The organism is Shewanella sp. NKUCC05_KAH (genome assembly GCF_019345585.1).
GTDB classification, from domain to species: domain Bacteria; phylum Pseudomonadota; class Gammaproteobacteria; order Enterobacterales; family Shewanellaceae; genus Shewanella; species Shewanella oncorhynchi.
Window position 1 is genome coordinate 1 of sequence record NZ_JAHKQZ010000017.1, and the last position, 26,423, is coordinate 26,423.

A 26,423-nucleotide genomic window follows, 5' to 3' on the forward strand; every position below is an offset into this window, starting at 1 on the left:
GCCAACATTAAGAGATAAGCCTCATCGAAAGATGAGGCTTTTTTCGTTATGGCGTTGTGGATATTTCGTGTCAGTGACGCTAATGCTTCGGGCTCGAAGCATGTGGTTATCGTCATAGCCGGCCATCCCAATTCCTACGAGTGTACGTTATTGTTATTCGGATCAGTCCGAGATAATTTTAATCTCTTAGCTTGTAGCTGACGCTCTATCCCTACAGGTAACGTCTATCTTTTTCTTGTCCTAATTGACTTAATATCGTTTATATTGAAGTATTTATTATTAAGCAGATACTTAAATTCCAAGAATGATTGAAATTGAGTAATTTGCCCCAAGATCGTCTTAAGTGCTGCAGTTTTGTAGCGTCCATCAATGAGGTCCATGCCATGCTTTATGATTTAACGGTTGTACAATTTAGCAAGATGCTGAAAAATTTAAGCGTTATTCTTGAAAAAGGCGAATGCTTCGCAAACCTCAAGAAAGTTGATATGTCGGTTCTATTAAACTCACGTTTAGCGCCGGATCAATTCAATCTTATTCGCCAAGTTCAGATTGCCTGCGATACTGCCAAAATTGGCGTGGCACGTTTGACCGATAACTTAGATACAGTGCCAAAGCACGATGATAGCGAAACGACTTTAGCTGAGTTACAAGCGCGTATTAGCTCAGTATTAGATTACTTAGCGACGTTCAAAGCGGATGATTTTGCTAATGCGGCCACGATCCATGTCTCACAACCGCGTTGGGAAGGAAAATATCTGACGGGTTATGAGTTTGCCATTGAGCACGCTATTCCGAACATTTACTTCCATGTAACAACAGCCTACGCGATTTTGCGCCACAACGGTGTTGAAATTGGCAAGAAAGATTACCTCGGCGCTATGCCATATAAGTCGTAAATCTAGGCTAGATGTAGTACTGTTGCGTAGCCTAATTGTTGCGCAGCAGCGCTTTGCCGCTCGAGCTTACCAACCTTTCTGCATTACTACCTGTTCTTTCTTTACTTATGTTATGCCGCTTTGTCGCCGGGAAATTTAGGACTCGTTAGGGTTCTGTTGCGTCGATGAAGTAAATCAATACTCAGTTTTTCATTTCGACCTTATGTCTCGATCATCTTCATCCTATCAGCATGTATTTAATCTTGTTGGCTTAGGTGAATGATATGGACCGTAAGTTTATGAGTCGCCAAATTATCTGTTACTTAAATAGTGAATGGCGAATTGACTCATTATAGATGACCTGTTTTTTCGTCTAGAGCAGGGATTTACTGGAAGAGCCTATTTAAGGTTCTAATTAAAGGAGTTAGCTATGTCTATCGAATCTCAAGCCGTCGAGAGTCCTACGGATGCAACGACAACTGATTTACCGATGAAGAGCAAGAAAGCCAAAAAAGCCGCCATTACCAGTGGTTTGCGCCTCAAAGACAAGTTGACCCAAGACACTCGCCGCCGAATTGAAATTCTGCACGAGCAACGCCAACTATCCAATCGTTTCGGTGTGGATATTGAAATTGACTAAAGCCATCGGCTTGTCGCTAAGTATTGGATATCACATTTAGATATTTAGCCCGCATGTACAGCTTCACGACGTCCGTCGTGGAGCTTGCTCTCTTAACTTAGTAACTTAGTAACTTTGCTGACTTAATTCATACTCCATTATCGTGACCATCTCGCCCTTATAATCTTCATGCGAAATCATTGACCAACCCAGCGCTCGATAAAAATCGGCTTTATCTGCAGTAAATAAATAGATTTTCTGTAAACCAATCGCTCTAGCATGCTCAATGACGGCATTGACTAGCAACTTACCTAATCCTTTATTTCGATGGTCTGCATTCACATACACATTGGCGAGCCACGGGCTTAAGTCAGTTCGGCTGTCCATATCTGCGATGATTAATGAAGATGATCCCATCACTTGATTTGCCTGTTCGCAGATAAACATCTTGGGGATGGCGGCGTCAGTTAAATACTCGTTCATTTCCTCAATCAACGTAGTGACTGAAGCATCCGCAGAAATCAAATGTGCCCATGCTTGATGATGCCACTCCGCCAATTGTGGAATGTGCTGCGGGGCCGATTTTAGGTCGATAACTTTCATATAAATCTCTAGACTGATTGCTGAAAGGGGGAATGGGCAAATTATACCCTCTATTGGCTTGCATGAACTCAGTGGGCACAGGCCGAGTGAGTATACCGTTTAACTCGGGAGCGGCAGAAATACGCTGGCTTTAAGCCCGCCTTGTTTCGCATGGCTAAAACCGAGTTCGCCTTGATAACTGTCAACGATATCTTTGCAGATAGATAATCCTAAACCATGGCCCTGGATGCTTTCATCTAGCCGAATGCCGCGCTCAATGATAACGGACAGCGCGGCATCGGAGACGCCTTCGCCATCATCACTCACTTCTATCCCATAGCCTGTGGTTGGCACGTTTTGCTGACTGATATGGATCTCAATATTTTTGCGACCATGCTTGCAGGCATTATCCAGCAAGTTGCCTAAGAGTTCGAGTAAGTCATCCCGATCAAATGGCATTACTAAGCCGCTCGTGTAATGGCTATGAATAATGCGGTCTGGGTAAATGCGCTGCATTACTTTGATTAGCGGCGCAAGATCGTCATCGAGCACGGTATAACGCCCTGGAGTGGACAGGCCAACAATCTTAGTGCGCTTAAGCTCTCTCTCGATGATGTGGTGCAGGTTTGCGAGCACCTTGCTGCCCTCACTCCGCTGTTCTGGTGGAAGGCTTTCTAGGTAGGACTGCAGCCCTTGTAACGGACGTTTCATTTCGTGGGCTAAGTTACCCAAGGCATTACGGGAGCGTTGTACTCGCTGGCCCAATTGACTGACTAAACGATCTATCTCTTCGATCAGTGGGACTATCTCACTTGGCACTTGGTCAGGATTGATTTCTTGCCCTTGGGTGCGCATTTGCCGTATAGCTTCTGGCATCTGCTCTAAGGGTTTAAAACCGCGTTTAAGTAATTGATACTGTGCTATTAATAGAATGACAATCGTGAGCAACACGGCTGCGCTGGCAAAGGCTAAAAACTGCACTTGGGTTTGTTCAAGCGAGCTAATATCTTCTGTCACCCACAGGGTAACTAATTGATCATCTTTGATAACGGCCTGACTGAACATCAGCCAATGCTCTTTGCTGACAAACTCAGTGGCTTGGTGTTGCTCACCAGCGGTCAGTTTAGGCATGTTCACGTTATGGTCGAATAGGGAGCGTGAACGCAGAGTTTGCTCGCCGATTTGAATCGCAAAATAATGCCCAGAATTAACCCTGTGGTACACATTGGGCAAGCTGTCGGTGGTGAGCGCCCATGTGCCATCGGGATTATGATTCAGGGCGGAGATCAGGCTGTCGGCATCGTGTTGTAGACGCGAAGCGACAAAGTCTTGGGTTAATATTTGGATGCCTTGGTATAGAAAATACAATAACAGCACCATGGCAAAGGTGAGCGTGATCAGCAGATTGCGCGTCAGATAACCCTTGAGTGAATACACGCCTTTACTCCTTGAGTCGATAACCTTGGCCGCGGCGGGTTTCGATATAATCCTTGCCTAAGCGTTGGCGCAGGCGGTTGACGTACACTTCGATGACATTGCTGTCTTTGATTTGATCTTCTTCGTAAATGCGTTCACTGAGCTCTGACTTAGAGACGATTTTGCTGGGATTGACCATTAAGTAATGCAGCAGACGATATTCAATCTTAGTCAGTTCTATCACTGCACCATCAACATTAGTGACAGCTTGTTTGTCGACATCGAGGGAGACGCCTGCATGCTGCAACACATTGTCGGCGCGGCCAAAGTGGCGGCGAATCAACACTTCGAGCCTTGCGAGTAGTTCTTCGATGTGAAAAGGCTTGCCGAGGTAATCATCGGCACCCGCCTTGAGGCCATCGACCCGTTCGTGCCACGCATCACGGGCGGTGAGAATAAGCACTGGCATAGCCAAGCCTTTTTGTCGCCATTGGCCGAGGACTTGTAAACCGGGTTTGCCGGGTAAACCGAGATCGAGGATCACGGCTTCGAAGTTTTCTTCTTCGCCTAAAAAGGCACCGTCGATACCGTTATCGGCGTGCTCGACGGTATAACCCGCCTTGTTAAGGGCGGGGATGAGGCGCGCGACCAGATCAGTATCATCTTCAATCAATAGCAAACGCATCAGTCGACCTTTTCCTTTAGCCACTCGCCGGTTTTGGCGTCAATCTTGATTTCATACACTATGCCATCGTCACGAAGGATTTCGAGCTCGTAGATGATCCTTCCATGTTTTTGCTCGACTTCGAGATCGAGCAACCGTCCCTTTAGTCGTGATTCATAGCGTTGCATTATGGTGTCGAAGGGCAAAACCTTGCCCTCCTTAACCCACTCGACCACCTTGTTTGAAAGATCATCGTCGTGGGCATTGCAGCTGGGGCTGCTAATCATCCCAACGGCCAAAGCCAGGAATATTAACGGTATCTTCATCGAATATGCCCTTCTCTGCGAGGTTGTGACAATTGCTGCATTGACTGAATGAGCCGACTTTGGGGTTATCTTGCACCATACGCCTTGGGATCTCATCGTGTTTGCGAATAAAAAATGCCTGTTCTGTGATCTTCTGCGGCCCAGACCCTACGAGCAGCGGCGTGCTGTTTTTCATCACCTTACCATTTTGCGCCGCATGTTGAACCAGATATTCCTCAATTCTAGCAGTGACTTGAGGATCTAGACTGGCGTTGTCACCAAAGTGATTATCAAGATTTGCGGTAATGGCGCGCCACTTGTCGGCGGGGAGTAAGTTCGCGGGATAAGCCATGTGGCAGCTGCCACATTCTGCCGTATATTCCGCATTTTGTGGAACAGCGCGGCTGAGCTCGCGGCCATCGTCGGCATAGCCTGTGCCGGTTAAGGTTAGGCTGATGCCGATAACGCCAATGGCTAATGCCGCGGCTGTGAGTGATGAGCCGAGGAGCCAGCTAATAGGGTGTGCTTGTTGAGTCATGACATCTTCCTTTTTGTGTCGTTACCTTCTGTGGAAGGTATTGAAATTAATCGATTTAATTAAATGAGTTATTGAATGAGTAATATGGTCGACATTTGGCGGTTATTGCAGGCTTAACCAGAGTAAGGCATCGCCTTTTTCCTGTGGCGTGCAGTCGCGTTTAAAGGTCCAGTTACAGTTACGGGTAAACCATTTCTCAATTTTGGCTGAGTCGGTTAACCGATCTGCGGTAATCGACGGCGCCATAGGGTCAATGGGTTTACGGGTATTGTGGTGCATCCCCATGTCCGTGACTTTGGCGGTATGGCAACTGGCGCAGCTTCGACCGTCCATGTCCTGTAGCCAAAGCTTTTGTCCTGCGGCGGCGGTAAAGGGTCCAGCGCCTTGGGCTTGATAGCTTTGCAGTTGCGTGCCGATACGCTCGGCGCTAAGTGGCAGGCTTTGCACTTTACTGTTGGCGGCGCTAACGCTAAGGCTAGTCAGCAGCAAGGTGGAAATCGCTATTATCGCAAGGCGACTTTTATTCGTGTGTCTGGTTAATCTGTTCATAGGGCATTCCTTTTGGGCTGGATGTCTTATTGCTAAGCAAAATGGCTAATGGATTAATCTTCTTGTTCCACTGGGCGTTGTTTCTTGCCCGTGACCATGGCTCTGACTAAGTTTTCTTTGTGTAATAGGCTGCTGACGATGACGCCGCCAACATGGATGACCACAAGGAACACTGTGAAGTTGGCAAAGAATTCATGGACTTCTTTTATGGGGCCTTCGGGCAAAGTGGCGAAAAAGCTTGTGGCTAATGGGCCGTGCCCGTCGGTTGCGTACAGAGCTATGCCTGAGAATCCCGTGATGGCGATGCTGGCAATCAAGGCCACTATCATCATTGCCCCAGCGGGGTTATGGCCTATGTAGTCTTTGGCTTTGCCCGTGATGAGCCCTTTGAGGTACACCAGCACTTCTTTAGGGCGAGTGATAAAGTTGCTAAAGCGCGCATTGTGGGTACCCATCACGCCCCACAGCAGGCGAAACACCAGTAAAATTAAGATGCTATAACCTGCGTAACTGTGGATGGTCATCCACTCGTCTTCGCCTTCAGTGAGGTAGGCTAAGGCAAAAAAGCCGACGAGTGACCAATGGAATATGCGGATCAACAGGTCCCAGACTTTGATGGTTTGCAGTGTGTTTGATGACATGGTGTGACGCTCCTAAGTGGGTTTAGGTGTAGGCTACTTAACCCAAACTTAAACCTCGCTTAAATTTTGAGGCGCGAACATTTATCTAATTGATGGGGGTGAGTGGTGCGCTTGCTCGGGTGGCGAGTGTTAAATGTCAACTCAAGTGTCCTTGTTAACCTATTGGTATTAAGGTAAATTCTGCCATCTCAACCGAGTGAAGGGATTAACTTATTTATGTCTACCGCCGTTATTCGCGCTTTTATCAGCCGCAATCCGAGTCGTAAATCCTTTTGTATTTATGCCGTTTTATTATTTTTGACCGAAGTATTAATCGCCTTATATGCACCTGCGGGTTTTATTCGTGGTTTTGTGGGCGATGTATTGGTGGTGATCTTACTGTTTTGCATGGTGCGCGTTGTTGTACCCCCAGTAGTCAATCCGGTAGCCAATAGTACAGACGAGGGTATTAAACGCTTTTTTCAAACTCCTTGGCTGGCGTTTGCGGTATTGCTGTTTGCCTTTGCCATCGAGTTTGGCCAGTATTGGGGCTTAGTCGATAAGTTAGGCTTGGGTGGAAATCGATTGGCGCGAATAGTGATAGGTAGCCATTTTGATCCACTTGATCTCGTGGCATATTTTGTCGGTTACTTGATCTTAGTGGGCTGTTATTGGAAAAGCCGCCAGTCCTAGTATTTGAATCCGCAAGAGCCGCGTGACGTGTGTTTTCGCGGATAAGTAGGCGAGATAGGTAGACGAGATAAGTGGGGTAAGGGATGCAGCCGATAACGGGGTTTTCACTGCTAACAGAGCATGCCTATGGGTTTGAGCCTAATCCACTGAAAATACCCCTGTATTTCAATGGCCAACCTACTCACACTTTTATTGCAGGCCTAGTGATTGAAGGCCAATATCGCTGCGTTTTATCCAATAAAACCTTGGGGTATTTGGTCATCACTTCTTTCGATTGTCCCTTCGAAGAATCGACCGAGTTTAGTCTGCTTGATGAAGGGTTTAAGCTCATTGCGACAACCTCTTTGGCGCAAATGTACGATTCTTTTCTGCTTTATGCCCATTGGCCTATGACAGATAACCGACTGAGGTTGCACTATTACGGTCAGTTTGTGCTGGATTTAGTGATGACAACGGGCAGTTCTTGGTTACCTTTTCAGCCAAAACTTAAACTGGTTGAAGTTATCGATCCCCAAAGCGATCCACAAACAGCCTCCTCTCTTGCTGAATTAGCTCAGCGTTTAGCGCGGATTGATAATATAAACTGAGTGAGGTTTGAATTAAATTCAGTTAAAAAAGAAAGGGCTATTCGCCCTTTCATGTTTATCACTTGTATCGATTACTCATGCGGAAAGTTTTATAAGCCTGCTTGCAAAGACGTTTAAAAACCTAATAAAAGCTTCCTCACATCAGCTTGTTTGAGCCCCAAAAACCTTAGAAGAAACCTAAAGGATTCACATCGTAACTCACCAAGAGATTCTTAGTATTTTGATAGTGGTTGAGCATCATCTTATGGGTTTCGCGACCGATGCCGGATTTTTTGTAACCACCAAAGGCGGCATGGGCAGGATAGGCGTGGTAACAGTTAATCCACACGCGGCCAGCTTGAATGCCACGTCCCATACGTTGAGCCGTGTTCATATCACGCGTCCACACACCAGCACCTAGGCCGTACTCAGTATCGTTCGCGATCGCTAAGGCTTCGGCTTCATCTTTAAAGGTGGTGACCGAAATGACGGGGCCGAAGATCTCTTCTTGGAAGATACGCATCTTATTGTGGCCTTTCATAATGGTTGGGCTGATGTAATAGCCTTCGCTTTGTCCGCCATCGAGTTGGCAAAGTGTGCCTCCCAATAGCACTTCTGCACCTTCAGCCTTACCTATGGCTAAGTAACTTAAGATTTTATCGAACTGTTCTTTAGAGGCTTGAGCGCCAACTTGAGTGTCGGTATCTAAGGGATCACCTTGCTTAATGGTTTGCGCACGGGCGAGCACTTTTTCGATAAAGCGATCAAAAATCGATTCTTGGACTAGCACCCGAGATGGGCAAGTACAGACTTCACCTTGGTTGAAGAAGGCCAGCAACATGCCTTCGACGGCCTTATTTAAATATTCGTCTTCATGGTCCATCACATCGGCAAAAAACACGTTAGGCGACTTACCGCCAAGCTCAACGGTCGATGGAATTAAGGATTCGGCGGCGCATTTTAAAATGTGATAGCCAATTTCGGTGGAGCCCGTAAACGCAAGCTTAGCGATGCGTTTGCTGGTGGCCAGTGCTTGTCCCGCTTCGGCACCAAAGCCGTTGACTACGTTAAGAATACCCGCGGGTAATAGGTCTTCAATTAGCTCGAGCAAGACCAGAATCGAGACTGGCGTCTGCTCCGCAGGCTTGAGTACCACACAGTTACCCGCCGCCAGCGCAGGTGCGATTTTCCATGCGGCCATTAAGAGCGGGAAGTTCCAAGGAATGATCTGGCCGACCACGCCTAAAGGCTCTGGGAAGTGATAACTGACTGTGTTGCCATCAATATCTGCAGCGCTGCCTTCCTGTGCGCGGATACAACCCGCAAAGTAGCGGAAGTGATCGACGAATAAGGGCAAGTCTGCATTTAAGGTTTCACGTACCGCTTTACCGTTTTCCCAGGTTTCGGCAACGGCTAAGTATTCGAGATTTTGCTCGACGCGATCGGCAATGCGCAGTAACAGGTTTGAGCGCTCGGTGACTGAGGTCTTACCCCATGCTTCTTTGGCTGCGTGGGCGGCATCTAACGCTAATTCAATATCTTGTGCATCGGATCGCGGGATTTGGCAAAAGTTTTGGCCATTCACGGGGGAACGATTGTCGAAGTATTTGCCATTGACTGGGGCGACCCATTTTCCGCCGATAAAGTTGGCGTATTTTTCTTTGAAGTTAACGATTGCGCCTGCGGTTCCGGGTTGAGCATAAATCATAGAATCATTCCTTCTTGTGGATAGCATGCTGGGCGTTGGCGATTTTTACGCTCTTGGCTTCAGCAAGGGAGTCTTGTTGATGCATCTCTGCTGGATGCCTTTTTAAATATTTTTCGTTTTGCTTTAAGCCAATCCTATTGATTAGCTTAGTGTTCTCTTATGCAACACCTGAGGCTTGCATACCAAGGGTGCATCGCAAGGAGAGTGCCAAACTGGCAGGAGTTGTACACTTGTTGTGCTAACAGTATGATGAAAAGCTAATTTTGCAGATTTGAATAAGTATGGGCACTCAGGGAGAGAAGTGTGTCCTGTGGTTACTTTGTCATTGAGTGGCACACAGCAATTGTGCCGAAACGGAACACAGCTCTGGGGAGCACGGCTATGGCAGTTAAACCGCATTTACCATCGACACAAGCGTGGTTGGCCGATTCATGGCAGCGCAGCATTGGCGCTGGCTTGTCAGAATTTCAGTTACCCCAAGATCTTAGGCTCGATGCCTGCGAACTAAAGCAGAAACATGAGCAATATCAAATGCTCATAGCATTAGTGCAATCCCATGCCTTGCCTTTGTTTAATCAGTTGATGGCGCATTCTAATAGCCGACTCTTGCTCTCCGATGCCGAGGGTTATGTGCTTAAGCATTGGGGCGTGAGTCGCTACTCCACAAAATTGGCGGATGTGGCTTTGGATATTGGGGTGAATTGGCTCGAGCAGCACAAAGGCACTAATGCTATAGGGACGGCGCTTACCGCCAAACAAGCGGTATCTGTAGTGGGTGAGCAACATTTTATTCGCCAAAATCGTTTTATGAGTTGTACCGCCTGCCCAATATTTTCCCCCCAAGGTGAGATGCTAGGGGTGATTGATATCACCAGCGAGCAGCAAAGGCACACTCAGCAGACGCTGATGTTAGTGTCCAGTTTGGCGCAACAGGTCGAGACCGCGCTTTTGTGCCATCTGCCCGATAGTCATTATCGAATCGATTTAGCTGCGCAGCCAAACCTGTTGAATTCGGGTTGGCAGGGTATAGTGATTGCCGATAGCGATGGTCGCATTGTGGGGTGCAATCCCATGGCGAAACAATTGCTTAATCATGCTAAGGTGGGCGATACCGTCGAGCAGTACTTAGGCGATAATTGGAGCCGTGCGGGTGGTTTTAATCAGCATTTAGCCTTGCATCTACAGACTCAATCCTTAAATATTCCCAGCGCTAAGGGTCGAGTTGCGATTAGCAATAAATCGCTCAATCAGTTGGGGGTTAGGTTTCGCGATCCTCTATTAGAACGCGCTTGGCAACATGCCAATAAGGTGATCACCAAGCAAATTCCGCTGCTAGTGCTCGGAGAAACGGGCGTCGGTAAAGAGCAGTTTGTTAAAAAGCTCCATGCCCAGAGTGCGCGTCGCACCGAGCCTTTAGTGGCAGTGAACTGCGCCGCATTGCCCGCTGAATTAGTCGAATCTGAACTTTTTGGTTATCAGGCAGGCGCTTTTACTGGGGCGAATCGCACTGGATTTATCGGTAAAATTCGCCAAGCTCACGGCGGCTTTTTATTTTTAGATGAGATCGGTGAAATGCCGCTGGCGGCCCAGAGTCGTTTACTCAGAGTATTGCAAGAGCGCGAAGTGGTACCCGTTGGCAGTAATCAAAGCTTTAAAGTCGATATCCAAATCATTGCCGCAACCCATATGGATTTAGAACAACAGGTGACTCAAGGGCTGTTTCGGCAGGATTTATTCTATCGATTGAATGGTCTGCAAGTACGTTTACCTGCGCTGCGTGAGCGGCAGGATATCGAGCGTATTATCCATAAATTGCATCGTAAACATCGTATCGCCGCGCAGGATATCTGCCCAGAACTGTTAGGGCAAATGATGCAATACGACTGGCCGGGGAATTTGCGTGAGCTGGATAACCTCATGCAAGTCGCTTGCTTGATGGCTGAAGGCGATGACACTTTAACTTGGCAGCATTTACCTGATTATCTGGCGGCCAAACTAACATGCGAGCCGTTAAAAGTAGACCTGTTACAAGCTGCATCTTTATGTGATGAATTTAAAGAGGTAAGCCGTCAACGTTCTGCATCACCCCTGCAAAGTGGTAAGTTCGCTGTGGAGCCGAATGCCACAAAGGTTCAATCGGATTCCCTAAATGAGGCGATTTATAGCAATGTGCTGCAGGCATACCAAGCCTGTAATGGCAATGTGAGCCAATGCGCTAAGCGTTTAGGGATCAGCCGTAATGCCTTGTACCGTCGATTAAAACAGATGGGGCTTAAGGATTAATGCTAGCTTACGGCTCTTGTTACGAAGCTCAATCAATCGCCAAATATCTCCTAATCACCCCACGTTTATCCACTTCGCAATAGACTAAAACCGAGAGGTTTTAGTCCACAATCTCTAGCTTCAGTATCTGACAATGTGACTTTTTGTTGTTGCCAATTTATGTCTAATAGGTTTTATTGATTCATATAATCGATAAAGATCGTTTCTTCTAATTATAAATTCAGAACTATACTGCGGGCAGGCAGAAAAGAGCTTGGCGTTATGCATAGAAGAGGAACTGTTATGCATCTTACTAAAAGCCTTTTAATTATTTCTATGGGTCTGACATTGAATGTACAGGCCCAAACTTTACCAACAAATACCCTGACACGTGACAATGGTGCACCTGTGGGTGATAACCAAAACTCGACCACAGCGGGCAGTAATGGCAGCGTGTTATTGCAAGATGTGCAGCTTATCCAGAAGCTACAACGCTTTGCCCGTGAACGTATTCCTGAGCGTGTCGTCCACGCCAGAGGCACAGGTGTCCATGGTGAGTTTGTATCGAGTGGCGATTTTAGTAACCTAACCCAAGCGGCACCCTTTGCACAAAAAGGTAAAGTGACGCCCGTATTTGTGCGCTTTTCTACCGTGATCCACTCGAAAGGTTCGCCAGAAACGCTGCGTGATCCCCGAGGGTTTGCGACCAAATTTTATTCGGACCAAGGTAACTGGGACTTAGTAGGTAATAACTTACCCGTATTCTTCATTCGCGATGCAATCAAGTTTCCTGACATGGTGCATTCACTCAAACCATCGCCAGTGACCAATATGCAAGATCCGAATCGTTTCTTCGATTTTTTCAGTCACGAAGCGGGGTCAACCCATATGTTGACTCAGGTTTACAGTAACTTAGGTGTACCTGCCAGTTATCGTGAAATGGACGGTTTCGGTGTGCATGCGTACAAATTTGTGAATCGAGATAACCAAGTTAAATACGTGAAATTTAACTGGAAGAGTCTGCAAGGTGTTAAAGGCTTACGTCCCGATGAAGTGGTTAAAGTCCAAGGACAAAACTTTAACCATTTAACCGATGATCTTTATAGTGAGATCAACAAGGGTAACTATCCTAAGTGGGATCTGTACGTTCAATTACTCGACCCGACTGAGCTTAATAAGTTTGATTACAACCCGTTAGACGCCACTAAGGTGTGGCTAGATGTGCCAGAACAAAAAGTGGGCACTATGACGCTGAACCGCATGCCTGCAAACTTCTTCCAAGAGACTGAGCAAGCGGCATTTGCGCCATCGAATTTGATCCCTGGGATTGAGCCTTCGGAAGACAGATTACTGCAAGGCCGCATGTTCTCCTACGCCGATACTCAGCTGTATCGACTCGGCGCGAATTTGTCGCAATTGCCGATTAATAACCCCTTAGTGGCGGTGGCAAACCACAACCAAGAAGGTGCGGGCAATATGGGGCATACCCAGTCCGATGTGAACTATCAACCGAGCGTACATTTAGCCTTGGCCGAAGATAATCGTTATCGTGCGGTAACAACTGCGCTGACGGGGACTGTGCAACAAACGGCTATTAGCAAGCAGGATAACTTTAGCCAAGCGGGCGTCTTTTATCGCAGCTTGAGCAAGCAAGATAGAGCAGATCTGATCACTAACTTGGCCGGTGACTTAGGCAAAGTGAACGATACCAATGTGAAACATCAGATGCTCAGTCACTTTTATCGTGCAGACCCAGAGTTTGGTGAGCGTTTAACCAAGGCCGTAAAGGGTGATCTGGCTGACGTTAAACAGCGTTCAATCTGATGTTGTTATTTTTAGGACTGTTTTGGTCGCAGAGATTTGCGCGTTAACAGTCCGAACCTAGTAAGTCCCGCAAGACGTAAACAAGCTCTTTTCTGCCCAGTTTAAGAGGGCGTCTTGCGGGCATTTCGTCACGTCTTATTGTTTAAATCTCTATTTTAGCTGTGCTGGAAGCCATTGATGAAACACACTATTGCTATCTTATTATTGATTATTGTGGCCCTGAGTATGTCGGTGGCAATGGGGGCAGGTTCGGCTCAGACACCCGCAACTGTGAGTCAAACGGACGAGCCCGATACCGCACAAGTACAATTGCTGGTGGACTACTTTTTTGCTGCAGCGCGTACCGGCGATATCACAGTGCTTGAGCATTTTCTCGATGCGGGCTTCCCTATTGACCAGAGAAATAGTCAAACCTATACCGCGCTAATGGTGGCGGCTTATAACGGCCAAGAGGCTGTAACGGATTTATTGCTTGAGCATGGTGCTAATGCTTGTTTGCAAGATAAGCGTGGTAATACGGCAATGATGGGCGCTGTGATTAAGGCCGAATTCAATATCGTAAAGCGGCTATACGCGAAAGAATGCGATGCGAGCCTAACGAATAATGCCGGAATGACCTTGACTGAGTTTGCCCGCTACTGGGGTCAAAGTGGCGCTTTACAGCAGGCGAGTTTGAAGCAATAAAGACGCTAGATCTTGCCATCTCTTGCGCTCGATCACTCTGGGTCATTATCTTTAATCTGTTTAGATCTCAGCATTTACTATTAGCAATAAGTCTGCTTGTTAATGATGTCTATGCCTTTTATGGTAACTTTTTGAATATCGTTTAATACGGTTTGGCTTTCGGAGAGCGATTTATGTTTGATGCCTTACTACTGACGCAAGAAGATAAACGTACGTTTGCTCAAGTTTCACAAATCACAGACGCTGATTTACCAGAAGGGGAAGTCTTGGTTGATGTCGCCTATTCCTCGCTGAATTATAAAGATGGTTTAGCTGTGACCGGTGCTGGCAAAATCATTCGTCAGTTTCCTATGGTACCAGGCATCGATTTTGCGGGCGTGGTGCGCGAATCGACGGATGCAAGATACCAAGTTGGCGATCAGGTGATTTTGACGGGCTGGGGTGTGGGCGAAAACCACTGGGGTGGTATGGCGCAAAAAGCGCGAGTTAAAGCCGACTGGCTGGTGCCCATGCCGCAAGGTTGTGATGCCGCTAAAGCAATGATGATAGGCACGGCCGGGCTTACGGCGATGTTGTGCGTGCAAGCGCTGCAGCAGGCTGGGATAACACCGCAAAGTGGGGATATTCTTGTCACAGGTGCCAGTGGTGGTGTGGGTTCTGTGGCGGTGACTTTGCTCGCCAATGCTGGCTATCGTGTGGTCGCCTGCAGTGGTCGGGTTGAACAGAATGCGCCTTTATTGAAGGAGCTTGGTGCCGTAGAAGTGATTGATCGCAGTGAGCTTGAACAAGATGCTAAGCCGCTTGAGGCGCAGCGCTGGGCGGGTGTGGTCGATACCGTTGGCAACAAGATCCTCGCCAAAGCATTAGCGCAAATGCAATACGGTGGCGCCGCCGCTATCTGTGGTTTAGCGGGCGGTTTTGCATTACCAACAACCGTTATGCCGTTTATTTTACGGGGTGTTAGCCTACTGGGAATCGACTCCGTTTCTTGTCCATTTGAGAAGCGAAAAGCGGCGTGGGAAGCTGTGATTAAAGCACTACCCGAACATTTTTATCAGCAAGCTTGTCAGCAGATATCATTGGCAGAGGTGCCTGATTTCGCGAATAAAATTATCCAAGGCCAAGTCACTGGACGTGTATTAGTTAAGCTGTAATCCCGTTTCCTACGTTTTAACACGATGGCAACACTGAGGTGTTGCCAATTACGACTAATTAGTTCTGCCTCCTATACTTGTTCTTCATATCGGCTATTTCGGTAGTGTAATCGTCACTTTAAGGCCCGTTGGTATACGGTTCTCGGCTTTAATCTTACCTTTGTGGGCGGTAATCGCCGCTTCAGTGATTGCCAGCCCAAGTCCCCAGCCGCCACTTTCTCTTTGTCTTGCCGAGTCTGGGCGGTAGAAAGGTTTAAAAATGGCATCGAGTTCGGCGGCATCTATGCCTGGACCATCGTCTTTTATGGTAATTTGTACTTGATCAGCCGTCGCACTCGCCTGCAGGTGAATGTCGCTTGCGGCATAACGGATCGCGTTACGCAGCAGGTTTTCAATCGCGCGGGAAAGTGATTTAGGAAAATGCGCTAACTCAATTTCTTCATCGATATCGATAGTAATGCTTTTACCTTGCTGTTCTGCTTCAAATTCCGCATCGTCTAAAACTTGGCTCAGGGATTCGGCCAAGCCTAAATGTACTTTGGTTTCGTTAGTGCTGAGCTTGACCCGCGAGAGTTCTAACAATTCACTGATAAGCTTTTCGAGTTGCTCAGCTTCATAACCTATGCGTTCCGTTTCGGTGGTCTGCTGACCTTTTTTACGGGCGAGGGCAAGGGATAACTGTAGCCGCGTCAATGGGGTGCGTAGTTCATGGGAAATATCCCCCATGAGCCGCTGCTGATTATTCACCATAGCTTCGATGGAGTCGGCCATGCTATTGAAGGCCTTGGCTAATTGGCCTATTTCATCTTTACGCTGTGTGGTTGACTTATCGACACGGTGACTTAAGTCACCTTCGGCGAGGGCATTCGCACTTTTTTTGAGTGAATTTAATGCTTTACCTAAATGCCACGCGAGCAAGCCACATAATAATCCCGAAAGGAAAATCGCTAGGCTTAAGGTTAATAACTTATTTTCGGCGAAGAAGAAGAACCAAGGCCGTGGATGGTTATCCGGTAGGCGGCCATAAAGTGAATAGGTTTCAGCGCCCAGATTAAATTGATAGGGACCAAACACCAGCTCATCTTTAAACTGATGGCTAATCGGTTGTTTTTCTTCATCTGCCATCAGCATAAAGCTGCGCACACCGCGACTCACCCTGTGGGTGTTGATCACTTGGCCTTGGCTGTTGACAAGATAGACCCGTAGAGGTTTACCTTCCATGTCTCTGTGTCTTTCCCAGCGCCGAAGAAAATCGGATTCCAGTAAGGCGGGGTTTTCTTGAATGCGCTTAGCTATCGTCGATAGGACTTTTTCAAGGTGAGGTGGCAGTGGCGCACGGTCGTGATTTTGTTGCAGCAATGGTAACAGACCCACTAAGGCAATGATTAGCGAGCTGCACAGCCAAAATCCGAGCAATAATTTGATAAATAAACGATTAGGCACAGTCGATACCGCCGTTATGGGAGCCAAATATAACCTTTGCCACGGATGGTTTTCACCCTTGGCCGACCATCGCTACGCTCGGGGAGTTTTTTACGTAGATTCGATAAATGCATGTCTAAGCTGCGATCGAAGGGCATGAGTTTTTTGCCGAGCACTTTCTCGTTTAACTCTTCCTTGTTCATCAACTCTCCAGCGTGCAGTGCTAGGGTGTGCAGCAGAGTGAATTCAGTGCCTGTGAGTATGATTAATTGCTCATTACAGTAAGCTTCTTGGCGCGATGGATCTAAGCGTAGATCGCCAAACTCTTGGGCGGGCGCGGCATGGATTTCTTGGGTTGTTAAGTTCGAACGACGAATAATGGCGCGGATACGGGCGATTAACTCTCTGTCATTAAACGGCTTTGGCAGATAATCATCGGCGCCGATTTCAAGCCCAACTACGCGATCGATTTCATCGCCGCGAGCGGTCAGCATTAATACTGGGGTTTGTTTATGTTGGCGCAGTGCGCGTAGCACTTCAAAACCGTTTAATTTAGGCAGCATGACATCGAGTAGGATCAGATCGTAATCTGCAGTCAGTGCCAGATCTAAACCTTGTTTACCGTCGTAAGCCAAGGTTAATTGAAACCCTTCTAACTCGAGCAGTTGCCCTAGTAGCTCAGATAACCCCAGATCGTCATCGATTAATAATATCCGACTCATACTGTTCCTTAATCTCTGTAATGTGGCCTCGTATGCCTGTTTATCATAGGCACTTTTAGCGCTTTGGCTGAGTATACCTGTTTTGATGTCAATTGCTGTGTAGCAATGTAAGCCAAAGTAAAGAATAGAGTTATTGCCGCAACTTTACAGTGATTTACTCAGGCAACGCCCTCACTTACATATAGGGGTTTAGACTGGAAGGGTCGAAAGTGACTCGGCTTAAAAGGGTCGTCACTGTGTCTTATTACTTGCCATATTAAAGTTGAACCATCGAGGTTAACACTATGAAAACATTATCACCTTTGAAAGCGAGCCTGTTTGCCATTCTAGCGAGTTCTGCGGTTTTCGCGACGGCAGTTAATGCAGCACCTAAGGATGCTGGCTGCGACTTCTCTAAATCTGAATTCCATAAAGGCGACCGCATGGAACATGGCGGCCGACATATGGACCACGGTGGCATGCATCGTATGTTTGAAGGGCTCGATTTAACGGATGCCCAGAAAGCTGACGTCAAAAAGTTGTTTGCCGATCAGAAAGCCACGCGCGCTGATAATCGTCCAACGAAAGAGGAACGCTTGGCCCATCGCACTGAGATGCAGGCCTTAATTACCGCGCCTAGTTTTGATGAAACACAAGCAAAGGCACTGATGAGTGCGCAGCAAGAGCAGCGTCAAATTCAAGCCATTGAACGTATGAAGCTGCATAATCAAATATTTAATCTGCTGACACCAGAGCAGCAAGCTAAGTTTAAAGCGCGATTTGAAGCACAAGCTGGTAAAGAACCTCGCGGTTAAGCGTCTTAGCTGATATACAATAGGGTCATAGCTTCCCAAGATAGATCCCTTATGACTCAAACTTCCCAATACGATTTTTGGGTCAAACTGGCTAGCCGCGCTTCCGTGGCTACCGCTTTGATCCTTATTCTTATCAAGATGTTCGCTTGGCTTTATTCCGGCTCTGCCAGTATGTTGGCATCTTTGACGGATTCCTTTGCCGATGCTCTCGCTTCTATTATCAATTTTATTGCCATTCGTTACGCGCTTGTGCCGCCGGATCAAGACCACAGATATGGCCATGGTAAGGCTGAACCGTTAGCGTCTCTAGCGCAATCCGCCTTTATTATGGGCTCCGCATTTTTATTACTGTTCTATGGTGGCGAGCGTCTATTAACACCTGTTCCGGTTGAAAATGCCACCATAGGTGTAGTTGTTTCTATCATAGCGATTGTGATGACGTTAGCTTTAGTCATGTTGCAGAAACGCGCATTAGCGGCGACAAAAAGTACTGTGGTTGAAGCTGATTCGCTGCACTATAAATCAGATTTATTCCTTAATGGTGCGGTATTGTTGGCATTAGTATTAGCGCAATACGGTTGGTGGTGGGCTGACGGTTTATTTGCGGTAATGATTGCATTTTATATTGGTCATCAAGCCTTTGGCTTAGGTTATCGCTCAATTCAAGCCTTGTTAGACAGAGAGCTAGACGAAGAAACTCGCCAGCAAATCACGCAAATCGCGATGGAAGATCCACGGGTGCAAGGGCTGCATGATTTACGCACTCGTCAAGCAGGCAAAACTGTTTTTATTCAATTTCATTTAGAACTCGATGGCAATTTGAGTTTGAATGAAGCTCACAATATCGCCGATACGACAGGGATAAGAGTCAAAGCCGCCTTCGAAGATGCTGAGGTGATTATTCACCAAGATCCAGTCAAACCTGAAGTCAACGAAACATAAATTAAGGGCAAGCTATGGCATGGATGCAGATGCAAAGTCACAGATGGGATCATTCCACTCGATTGATATGCCGCTATCATAGGCTATCGACTCGCTTTGAGTTGATAGCCGAATCTGTGATTTCTGACATTAGCATTCCTATGAGTACAGAAATCACGCTCCTGATGGAACAGAAACCTTCGATAGTAAATCAAGCGGATAGTACCGTATCTCCTGTGATAGCGGGGGCTTGGAGTCAGTTAGTCCTGCGTAAACATCTTTATTACTTACCGCAGAAAATTGATCTCGACATTGCTAACCAAGCTTATCGAGTCCATATTTGGCCATTATTCCTTTGGTGCACCCGTATTACTTGTGTGGCGACTAGCAGAGTTGTCGTATCCGAATGTTTGGATGTGAGAAGGCGTCGTTCCCTCATCCGTTGGCTATATGCGAGTTTTATAGGATTGTTGCGGGTGCTAAGTTAAAATCGTTAGTTGTTTCAATTTAAAAAATAATACTTACAGTAAATATTATTTAGCCACATAACGAATAACAATAACTTCCATTTTCCGACTCAAGCTGAATCAATGCTGTATGATTTGTATTTTGATAATTTAAATCATGACACTTCAGAATTGCTTATTGTAATATCCGCGCAGTCTAATACTTTCGTTAAATCATTGGGGAATTATGATGAATAAATTATCAATTGTTGCTATCTCTTTATTATCAGCATTAGCTGCCACTCAAGTCTCTGCAGCAACCGACACTACTGGATTTTATGTGGGTGGCGCATTAAATAGAGTCACAGCTGATGCTTTTGATGGTCCAGAAACTGGTACTGGTGTAGGTGTATACGGTGGCTATAACTTCAATGAATGGTTTGGTTTAGAAGCTAACCTGTTTGCCACTGGTGACTTAGGCGATAAGGATGTTGATATTAGTGCAGGTGCATTAAGCTTCACACCTAAATTTACTGCACAAATTAATGATATTTTTTCTGCCTATGCCAAAGTGGGTATTGCATCTATGGCGGCGAATGTTGATGGCTATGGTTACGATGAAGACTTTACTGGTTTTGGTTGGACTTATGGTGTAGGTGTTAATGCCGCCGTAACAGAGCACTTAAATATCCGTGTAAGCTATGATGTCACTACAGGTGATTTAGATGCCGACCGTAGCTATTTAGGATTAAAAGATATTGACACTGATATTAAGCAATTCGCTGTAGGTATGCATTATCAATTCTAATTTTTTAGATTTGGCATATTTAATTCATGCCAATGAAAATTAATTTCAAATAGAAAGGGATGTGAAGATATCCCTTTTTATTGTTTGATATGAATAAGCTTGTATTGATATAACGAGTAGTAATGTTATTTTATCTACTCAATCCATCGACAGTTCTTTTAATTTCCGTGTTAAGGTATTTCGTCCCCAGCCTAAACGTTTCGCCGCTTCCTGTTTATGGCCTTGAGTATGGCGCAGCGCAGTTTCTAGCAGTATGCGCTCGAATGCGGGCTGCACCTCAGTTAACAGATCGCTGTTTCCTTCCGAGAGTTTTTGGTCTATCCACTCAGTCAGTGCCGATTGCCAATCTTGGCTGCCTTTCGTTGTGTGGGTGACACTCACAGGGTCTTTCAGTAATTCTGGCGGTAAATCTTGGGGTAAAATTTCTTGCCCCGATGCCATTACGGTTAACCAACGACAGGTGTTTTCGAGTTGTCGGACATTACCGGGCCAAGGTAATTGGGAGAGTTTTACCGCGGTTTCCTTGGTCATTATTTTAGTTTCTACACCAATTTCCTTCGCTGCCGAGGCGAGGAAATGGGTAGCGAGCTGGGGAATGTCTTCTCGTCTTTGTGATAGTGGCGGCAAGTGCACGCGGATCACGTTGAGGCGATGGAACAAGTCCTCTCTAAAGCCACCTTTTTGTACTAATAATTCAAGATCTTGGTGGGTCGCCGCTATGATACGCACATCGACTTGTACCGCATTATGACCTCCGACGCGGTAGAATTGGCCATCGGCGAGCACTCTGAGTAACCGTGTTTGTACGTCTAACGGCATATCGCCGATTTCATCTAAAAAGAGCGTGCCACCGTTTGCTTGTTCGAAGCGACCTTGGCGCACATTGGCTGCGCCAGTGAAGGCACCTTTTTCGTGGCCGAATAGCTCAGATTCGATTAAATCCTTAGGGATCGCAGCCATGTTCAGCGCGATAAACGGTTTATCTTTACGTGGGCTGTGTTTGTGTAACGCGCCAGCCACTAACTCTTTACCCGTCCCAGATTGGCCATTGATCAGCACGCTGATTGATGATCGTGAAAGCCTGCCTATGGCGCGAAACACTTCCTGCATCGCTGGCGCTTCACCTATGATTTCGGGTGTTTTGACTTGGGCTTCCTGCGCGGGTGCAGGGCTCTGTTCAGTGGCATGGGTAAGTGCGCGCTCAACCAGAGAGATAGCCTCATCGATGTCGAAGGGTTTAGGCAGATACTCAAATGCGCCCGCTTGATAGGCACTCACTGCACTGTCTAAGTCTGAGTGCGCTGTCATAATGATCACGGGAATATGGGGATAATGCACTTGCAATCGTTCGAGCAGGCTTAAACCATCCGTGCCGGGCATACGGATGTCTGACACTATCACGTGCGGTTGCGATATTTCTAATGCCTGCCACAGGGATTCGGCGGCGGCAAAGCTGGCGGTGCTGAGCTTAGCACCTTGCAGTGCCTTTTCGAGTACCCAGCGTATCGAGCTGTCATCGTCGAGGATCCACACTTGTTCACTAATTCGCATCTTGCTTCCTCATACGGTATGGGTAGGTACAGTCGAAATTATTTAGCGCTTAAAATTGGTAATGAAATGATAAATTCTGTGTGCCCAGCGCTGGAGAGGCAATCGATCCTTCCCGAGTGTAAACGGGCAATATTATGGGCAATCGAGAGGCCTAAACCTGAACCTTGCTCACGGCTTGTCACCATGGGATAAAATAATGTGTCCATTAGCTCAGGCGGTATACCGGGGCCGTTGTCGATAATCGATAGGGTTAACACTAGCTTGTGACGCTGTGAACCTATAGTGACTTGGTGTTGAGTGCGAGTGCGGATCAAAATCTCGCCCCCCGTATGCTCAAGTGCTTGCACCGCATTTTGTAAAATGTTCAGCACAGCTTGCTGCATTTGGTCTGGGTCCATCTCGATATCGGGAATGGATGGATCGTAATCTCGTTTGAGCTGGATGTTAGCGGGCAGCGCCATTTCAACTAACTTATAGACCTTTTGCACCACTTGATGGATGTTGTGCAGACTGTGCTGTGTCGGTCTTTGGGGGCCGAGCAGGCGGTCCACTAAATTACGCAGCCGATCGGCCTGCTCTATGATGAGCGTAGTGAATTCCTTCAGCGCCGGATCATCCAGCTCCCGCGATAATAGCTGCGCCGCACCGCGAAGGCCGCCTAAAGGATTCTTGATTTCATGGGCTAAGTTGCGCACTAAAAACTGTGCCGCTTGCTGCTGTGCATCTTGACTCAGTTGCTGATGAATGCGTCTTTGTTGGTCGACTTGGCGCAGTTCGAGCAGGCTGAGTTCTGCCTCGTCATCGAGGGGAATAAGGGTTAAATCAACGGTATGATGTTGGCCATCGAGCGTGACTAGTGCTGCCGTATTGACCGTTAAGCTTTGGCCGGCTGTTACTGCATCCATTAATAGCTGGGCGTCGACACCGAGGATTTGATAATGCTCGGGCAAAGTTTGTTCTACGAGTCTATGGCTACCAACACCTAATAATTGCTCTGCTGCTGCGTTGGCATAACAAGGCTTGAGATCCTTATCTATGACAAGTACAGCGGTAACTAAATGATTGAGCAGTGTCTCTTTATCCATCGACCGTTCCTAGAAATAGGGTTGCACCACTATGGTGCACCAATCTGGTGCAAGCTGCAACTTGTCTTCATCAAACGGTTTAGTCAGGAGGAGTTAATCTAACTTCATGTATTTAAAGTTTTTATACTAACTTTTACTATACAAATAGTGACATTAACGCTTAGCTGCTTGATGAAGAAATATCTTTCTTGGTGAACTTGATGCAAAGACTTTGCCGTTTTGAGTCAAAGCGTCAACGACTAAGGTATGTTCACCTCTGTCGATGTTTTTGAGTTTGAAGGTACCGCCAATTTGCGGCTGACCGACGGGGTTGCCATCGAGCTTGAGGGCCATCAAATACTGACTTTTTAGCTCTGGGGTGATAGTCGCAACGACGTCGAAATCGCCATTGTTATCTCTGACGGTTTCCTCTTCGGTCGGAGAGGTAATATTGACTTGATATTGAATAGATTCAATTGCTTGAACTGAGCTGTTTAAGTCTGTTTTGGGCAGAGGAAGGGCAATTTGATTTAAGGTCTTATCTTTTAGCTCAACGACTTGGGCATTTGGCTGCGGCTCATCGGAGTAATGGACTTTGCCATCCTTATCGACCCATTTATAAACAGTCGCTTGCGCTAACATGCTAAATAGCACTAAGCCGATGAGTGTGAGTGAACGCATGCTAAAGTCCCTGTAGCCTTGAGATAGAGTTAATCAAGATTAGTCTCTTTGACATCAAAAATCATGGTGTTTGTTGCACTAAGTGGTTAAGGATGTCATCACAGAGAAGGTATAAAGTCGACAGAAAATGGGGCGGAAGAAACAGGGGTTAGTTAAAGTTGGTTAAGCTCGGGCACTAACATGTGCCCGAATTCTATCCATCAATTACAGGCTTGCATCGAGTTGTTTCTCGATCTCACTCGCTTTGACCCAAGCGGCATGTTGGGATAATTGAGTGGCATAGCGTTCAATGTGTTCAAATTTCGCGAGATCGCCACTGTTCGCCAGTAGTTCTACCACAAAGGACATCATGATATCCGCACCCGTGAGCTTGTCTGCAACAAGATAGGTTTTATCGGCCAACATATCATTGAAGTAATGGCTTATCTTACTGACTTCTATCGCCGCATAACCTTCAAGGAAATTGGTTTTACAACCGTCCTTTTGCACGAACATACGCAGTAACAAAGGCAGCATGGCTGAGCTTTCGGCAAAGTGTAGCCATTGCAGATAACTGACATAGTCTGCGCTGTCTCTGGCGGGGGCTAAGGTATCCGCCGCATATTTTTCAATAAGATATTCGGTGATCGCGCCCGATTCGGCTATCACTTGACCGTCCATTTCGATAACGGGTGATTTGCCTAACGGATGAATTTGCTTAAGTTCGGGTGGCGCGAGAAAAGTCTGGCTATCACGTTGATAACTCTTAATTTCATAGGGTTGACCGAGTTCCTCTAGCAACCAGATGATACGTTTAGAGCGTGATTTATTGAGATGGTGCAAGGTGATCATGGGCTTTCCTTTGGACAGTGAGAGTACATTTTGGCTGTCGCACTATTATGGTGCGACAGCTCTTTTTAACGTATTTAGCACACTTGTGCGCCTGTCTTTGTTCATTTCAAGCTGAGCGTCGCGTATTTACCGCTTAGCCTCTCGCGTTCAATTGCGCAACTATGGTTTCGGCTACGGCTTCGGATGATCCCGGATTTTGGCCTGTGATCAAATGGCCATCTGCGACGACAAAGCTTGTCCAGTCATCACCTTTGACATAATTGCCACCATTTTTCTTCAGCATGTCTTCAACCAAAAATGGCACGACATGAGTGAGTTGCACGGCTTCTTCTTCAGAGTTGCTGAAACCGGTAACACGCTTGCCGCCGACCAATGGCTTGCCATCACTGGTTTTAGGGTGCAGCAATGCAGCAGGCGCATGACATACGAGCCCTAGGGGTTTATTGGCTTGATAAAACTGTTCAATTAAGGCGATAGAATGTTTATCTTCGGCAAGATCCCACAGTGGGCCGTGACCGCCCGGATAAAAAACCGCATCATAATCGGCTGCATTGATTTCACTTAAGCGAGTGGTATTCGCTAGCAGTGCTTGAGCCTCAGGATCTTTGCTAAAGCGCGCAGTGGCTTCGGTCTGAAAGTCTGGCTCATCACTTTTTGGATCGAGTGGTGGTTGACCGCCCAGGGGTGAGGCTAAGGTAATGTCAAAACCTTTATCTTTAAAAACATAAAAAGGTGAGGCGAATTCCTCTAGCCAAAAGCCGGTTTTTAAACCGGTATCACCGAGTTTATCATGCGACGTGAGTACCATTAATATATTCATTTTCATACCTTTACCTAAGTTGCTCACATCAATACGTGTGAGCTTTGGGTTTAGTTCATTTGACGTTATAGGGCTAAGGTCAAAATGTTACGGCTCATGGCTGGATCAATGTTGCCATGTTCGCCGAGTGCCACCATGCCGTGCAGTTCAAGCTGCTTCACTACGGTATCAACATGGCTGGCATCGAGATCATAGGCAGATAAATGTGTCGGTATGCCCATAGCTTCGAAGAAAGCCTTGGTTTTTGCAATAGCGACATCGATGCGCTCGTCATCTCTACCTGTGTTGATATGCCACACGCGGTCGGCGTACTGGAGTAGCTTTTCGCGCTTAGCCTCTTTTGTACATTGCAACAGGGCCGGCAGTACGATTGCCAATGTGCGCGCATGGTCGATATCGTAAAGTGCAGTTAGTTCATGGCCAATCATATGGGTTGCCCAGTCGTGGGGAACACCGACGCCAATCGTGCCGTTGAGTGCCATAGTGGCAACCCACATTAAGTTCGCGCGAATGTCGTAATCTTCGGGTTGAACTAGCACTTGTGGACCAAGCTCAATCAAGGTTTGTAAAAGACCTTCGGCAAATCTGTCCTGCACGGCGGCGTTAACGGGGTAAGTGAGGTATTGCTCTGTGATATGTACAAAAGCATCGACAACACCGTTGGCCACTTGGCGCTCTGGTAGGGTGAAGGTTTTCGTCGGATCAAGTATTGAGAATTGTGGATAAACCAAGTCATTACGGAATGGCAGCTTAGCTTGCAGTGATTTGCGGGTCACTACGCTGGCGTTGTTCATTTCGGAACCCGTCGCAGGTAAGGTTAACACTGAGCCAAAAGGCATAGCTTGAGTCACATTGGCGCCCCAGCTAGTGAGAATGTCCCAAGGTTCGCCTTCAAATACCGCTGCAGCGGCCACAAATTTAGTGCCATCGATAACCGAACCACCGCCAACCGCGAGGAGGAAGTCGATATTCTGCTCACGCACTTGGGCGACGGCTTTCATTAAGGTTTCATAGGTTGGGTTTGGCTCAATGCCATCGAACTCGACAACGAAACGATTACCCAATGATTGTTTAACTTCGTCTAACGTGCCTGTTTTTCTAGCACTGCTGCCGCCAAAGAGGATCATCACTTTAGCATCGCTCGGTACTAGAGAATCAATTTCGGCGATAGTGTCTTTACCAAAACGGATGCGGGTCGGGTTGTAATAGTTAAAATTTAGCATGGATGATGTTATTCCTATTATTACTTTAAATGAGCAGCGTTAATTGAGCTGCATTAATTAATCGTCCGTCAAATTAGTAGA

At 46.8% G+C, this 26,423-nt stretch carries 28 protein-coding genes; 12 read left to right on the forward strand and 16 right to left on the reverse strand.

The window, feature by feature from the left end; all coding sequences use genetic code 11:
* The first annotated feature begins 383 nt into the window (after window positions 1–383).
* Together KO533_RS15265 and KO533_RS15270 are read left to right on the forward strand one after the other, a co-directional pair.
* Window positions 384–896, forward strand: a complete 513-nt coding sequence (locus KO533_RS15265) for a DUF1993 domain-containing protein (RefSeq protein WP_105251047.1) — start codon at window positions 384–386, stop codon at window positions 894–896.
* Window positions 897–1,305: 409 nt separating this feature from the next.
* Window positions 1,306–1,515: a hypothetical protein gene (locus KO533_RS15270; protein WP_105251048.1), complete on the forward strand. Its 210-nt coding sequence runs from the start codon at window positions 1,306–1,308 to the stop codon at window positions 1,513–1,515.
* A gap of 105 nt (window positions 1,516–1,620) precedes the next feature.
* Here KO533_RS15270 and KO533_RS15275 read toward each other — a convergent pair whose 3' ends face one another.
* From KO533_RS15275 to KO533_RS15305, 7 genes are all read right to left on the reverse strand, one after another.
* Window positions 1,621–2,097, reverse strand: a complete 477-nt coding sequence (locus tag KO533_RS15275) for a GNAT family N-acetyltransferase (protein ID WP_219254944.1) — start codon at window positions 2,095–2,097, stop codon at window positions 1,621–1,623.
* 99 nt (window positions 2,098–2,196) lie between these two features.
* Window positions 2,197–3,513 (reverse strand): sensor histidine kinase, encoded by a 1,317-nt coding sequence (locus KO533_RS15280; protein WP_219254946.1) that lies wholly within the window; start codon window positions 3,511–3,513, stop codon window positions 2,197–2,199.
* A gap of 4 nt (window positions 3,514–3,517) precedes the next feature.
* Window positions 3,518–4,177 (reverse strand): response regulator transcription factor, encoded by a 660-nt coding sequence (locus KO533_RS15285; RefSeq protein WP_011787606.1) that lies wholly within the window; start codon window positions 4,175–4,177, stop codon window positions 3,518–3,520.
* On the reverse strand, window positions 4,177–4,443 hold the full coding sequence (locus tag KO533_RS15290; RefSeq protein WP_012196525.1) for a PepSY domain-containing protein: 267 nt from the start codon (window positions 4,441–4,443) through the stop codon (window positions 4,177–4,179). Before KO533_RS15290 ends, KO533_RS15285 begins: the two co-directional genes overlap by 1 nt.
* Window positions 4,436–4,999 (reverse strand): diheme cytochrome c, encoded by a 564-nt coding sequence (locus KO533_RS15295; protein WP_219254948.1) that lies wholly within the window; start codon window positions 4,997–4,999, stop codon window positions 4,436–4,438. Before KO533_RS15295 ends, KO533_RS15290 begins: the two co-directional genes overlap by 8 nt.
* A gap of 102 nt (window positions 5,000–5,101) precedes the next feature.
* A complete protein-coding gene (locus KO533_RS15300; protein WP_219254950.1) occupies window positions 5,102–5,548 on the reverse strand; it encodes a DUF1924 domain-containing protein in 447 nt (148 codons plus the stop codon).
* A 53-nt stretch (window positions 5,549–5,601) separates the two neighbouring features.
* Window positions 5,602–6,189: a cytochrome b/b6 domain-containing protein gene (locus KO533_RS15305; protein WP_219254952.1), complete on the reverse strand. Its 588-nt coding sequence runs from the start codon at window positions 6,187–6,189 to the stop codon at window positions 5,602–5,604.
* Window positions 6,190–6,405: 216 nt separating this feature from the next.
* On the opposite strand from KO533_RS15305, the gene KO533_RS15310 reads away from it, so the two are divergent.
* Entirely contained in the window at window positions 6,406–6,861 is a 456-nt protein-coding gene (locus tag KO533_RS15310) for a DUF2809 domain-containing protein (RefSeq protein ID WP_219254954.1), read from the forward strand.
* 83 nt (window positions 6,862–6,944) lie between these two features.
* Entirely contained in the window at window positions 6,945–7,448 is a 504-nt protein-coding gene (locus KO533_RS15315) for a hypothetical protein (protein WP_219254956.1), read from the forward strand.
* Between the two features lie 166 nt (window positions 7,449–7,614).
* Here KO533_RS15315 and KO533_RS15320 read toward each other — a convergent pair whose 3' ends face one another.
* Window positions 7,615–9,135: an aldehyde dehydrogenase family protein gene (locus KO533_RS15320; protein WP_006079725.1), complete on the reverse strand. Its 1,521-nt coding sequence runs from the start codon at window positions 9,133–9,135 to the stop codon at window positions 7,615–7,617.
* A 381-nt stretch (window positions 9,136–9,516) separates the two neighbouring features.
* Between KO533_RS15320 and KO533_RS15325 the strand changes: the two genes are divergently transcribed.
* The 4 genes from KO533_RS15325 to KO533_RS15340 all read left to right on the forward strand — a co-directional run bounded on the left by KO533_RS15325 (window position 9,517) and on the right by KO533_RS15340 (window position 15,059).
* The gene (locus KO533_RS15325; protein WP_219254958.1) at window positions 9,517–11,418 is read left to right on the forward strand and encodes a sigma-54-dependent Fis family transcriptional regulator; all 1,902 of its coding nucleotides are present in this window, start codon (window positions 9,517–9,519) and stop codon (window positions 11,416–11,418) included.
* Window positions 11,419–11,700: 282 nt separating this feature from the next.
* On the forward strand, window positions 11,701–13,221 hold the full coding sequence (locus KO533_RS15330; protein WP_275956793.1) for a catalase: 1,521 nt from the start codon (window positions 11,701–11,703) through the stop codon (window positions 13,219–13,221).
* 177 nt (window positions 13,222–13,398) lie between these two features.
* Complete coding sequence (locus KO533_RS15335; RefSeq protein ID WP_219254959.1) at window positions 13,399–13,905, forward strand: ankyrin repeat domain-containing protein; 507 nt, start codon at window positions 13,399–13,401, stop codon at window positions 13,903–13,905.
* A 173-nt stretch (window positions 13,906–14,078) separates the two neighbouring features.
* Window positions 14,079–15,059, forward strand: a complete 981-nt coding sequence (locus KO533_RS15340; protein WP_219254962.1) for an MDR family oxidoreductase — start codon at window positions 14,079–14,081, stop codon at window positions 15,057–15,059.
* A 93-nt stretch (window positions 15,060–15,152) separates the two neighbouring features.
* Here KO533_RS15340 and KO533_RS15345 read toward each other — a convergent pair whose 3' ends face one another.
* Together KO533_RS15345 and KO533_RS15350 are read right to left on the reverse strand one after the other, a co-directional pair.
* A complete protein-coding gene (locus KO533_RS15345) occupies window positions 15,153–16,502 on the reverse strand; it encodes an ATP-binding protein (RefSeq protein WP_105253044.1) in 1,350 nt (449 codons plus the stop codon).
* Between the two features lie 14 nt (window positions 16,503–16,516).
* Window positions 16,517–17,203: a response regulator gene (locus KO533_RS15350; protein ID WP_105251061.1), complete on the reverse strand. Its 687-nt coding sequence runs from the start codon at window positions 17,201–17,203 to the stop codon at window positions 16,517–16,519.
* A 284-nt stretch (window positions 17,204–17,487) separates the two neighbouring features.
* Here KO533_RS15350 and KO533_RS15355 point away from each other — a divergent pair, with 284 nt between their 5' ends.
* The 4 genes from KO533_RS15355 to KO533_RS15370 all read left to right on the forward strand — a co-directional run bounded on the left by KO533_RS15355 (window position 17,488) and on the right by KO533_RS15370 (window position 20,172).
* A complete protein-coding gene (locus tag KO533_RS15355; protein WP_106648427.1) occupies window positions 17,488–17,997 on the forward strand; it encodes a Spy/CpxP family protein refolding chaperone in 510 nt (169 codons plus the stop codon).
* Window positions 17,998–18,048: 51 nt separating this feature from the next.
* Window positions 18,049–18,939 carry a cation diffusion facilitator family transporter gene (locus KO533_RS15360; RefSeq protein WP_219254964.1) on the forward strand — a complete coding sequence of 297 codons (891 nt, stop codon included), beginning with the start codon at window positions 18,049–18,051 and terminating at the stop codon, window positions 18,937–18,939.
* Window positions 18,940–18,953: 14 nt separating this feature from the next.
* Entirely contained in the window at window positions 18,954–19,406 is a 453-nt protein-coding gene (locus tag KO533_RS15365) for a hypothetical protein (protein WP_198572482.1), read from the forward strand.
* A gap of 208 nt (window positions 19,407–19,614) precedes the next feature.
* Window positions 19,615–20,172 (forward strand): porin family protein, encoded by a 558-nt coding sequence (locus KO533_RS15370; protein WP_212600230.1) that lies wholly within the window; start codon window positions 19,615–19,617, stop codon window positions 20,170–20,172.
* 138 nt (window positions 20,173–20,310) lie between these two features.
* On the opposite strand, the gene glnG is transcribed toward KO533_RS15370, so the two are convergent.
* The 6 genes from glnG to KO533_RS15400 all read right to left on the reverse strand — a co-directional run bounded on the left by glnG (window position 20,311) and on the right by KO533_RS15400 (window position 26,342).
* The gene (gene glnG, locus KO533_RS15375) at window positions 20,311–21,723 is read right to left on the reverse strand and encodes a nitrogen regulation protein NR(I) (protein WP_219254966.1); all 1,413 of its coding nucleotides are present in this window, start codon (window positions 21,721–21,723) and stop codon (window positions 20,311–20,313) included.
* A gap of 38 nt (window positions 21,724–21,761) precedes the next feature.
* The gene (gene glnL / locus KO533_RS15380; RefSeq protein ID WP_219254968.1) at window positions 21,762–22,808 is read right to left on the reverse strand and encodes a nitrogen regulation protein NR(II); all 1,047 of its coding nucleotides are present in this window, start codon (window positions 22,806–22,808) and stop codon (window positions 21,762–21,764) included.
* 153 nt (window positions 22,809–22,961) lie between these two features.
* Window positions 22,962–23,468 (reverse strand): DUF4124 domain-containing protein, encoded by a 507-nt coding sequence (locus KO533_RS15385; RefSeq protein WP_131525137.1) that lies wholly within the window; start codon window positions 23,466–23,468, stop codon window positions 22,962–22,964.
* Window positions 23,469–23,672: 204 nt separating this feature from the next.
* The gene (locus KO533_RS15390; protein WP_168826402.1) at window positions 23,673–24,299 is read right to left on the reverse strand and encodes a glutathione S-transferase; all 627 of its coding nucleotides are present in this window, start codon (window positions 24,297–24,299) and stop codon (window positions 23,673–23,675) included.
* 133 nt (window positions 24,300–24,432) lie between these two features.
* Window positions 24,433–25,125: a type 1 glutamine amidotransferase domain-containing protein gene (locus KO533_RS15395; RefSeq protein WP_219254971.1), complete on the reverse strand. Its 693-nt coding sequence runs from the start codon at window positions 25,123–25,125 to the stop codon at window positions 24,433–24,435.
* 59 nt (window positions 25,126–25,184) lie between these two features.
* Window positions 25,185–26,342, reverse strand: a complete 1,158-nt coding sequence (locus KO533_RS15400) for an iron-containing alcohol dehydrogenase (protein ID WP_219254974.1) — start codon at window positions 26,340–26,342, stop codon at window positions 25,185–25,187.
* Between the last annotated feature and the right edge of the window lie 81 nt (window positions 26,343–26,423).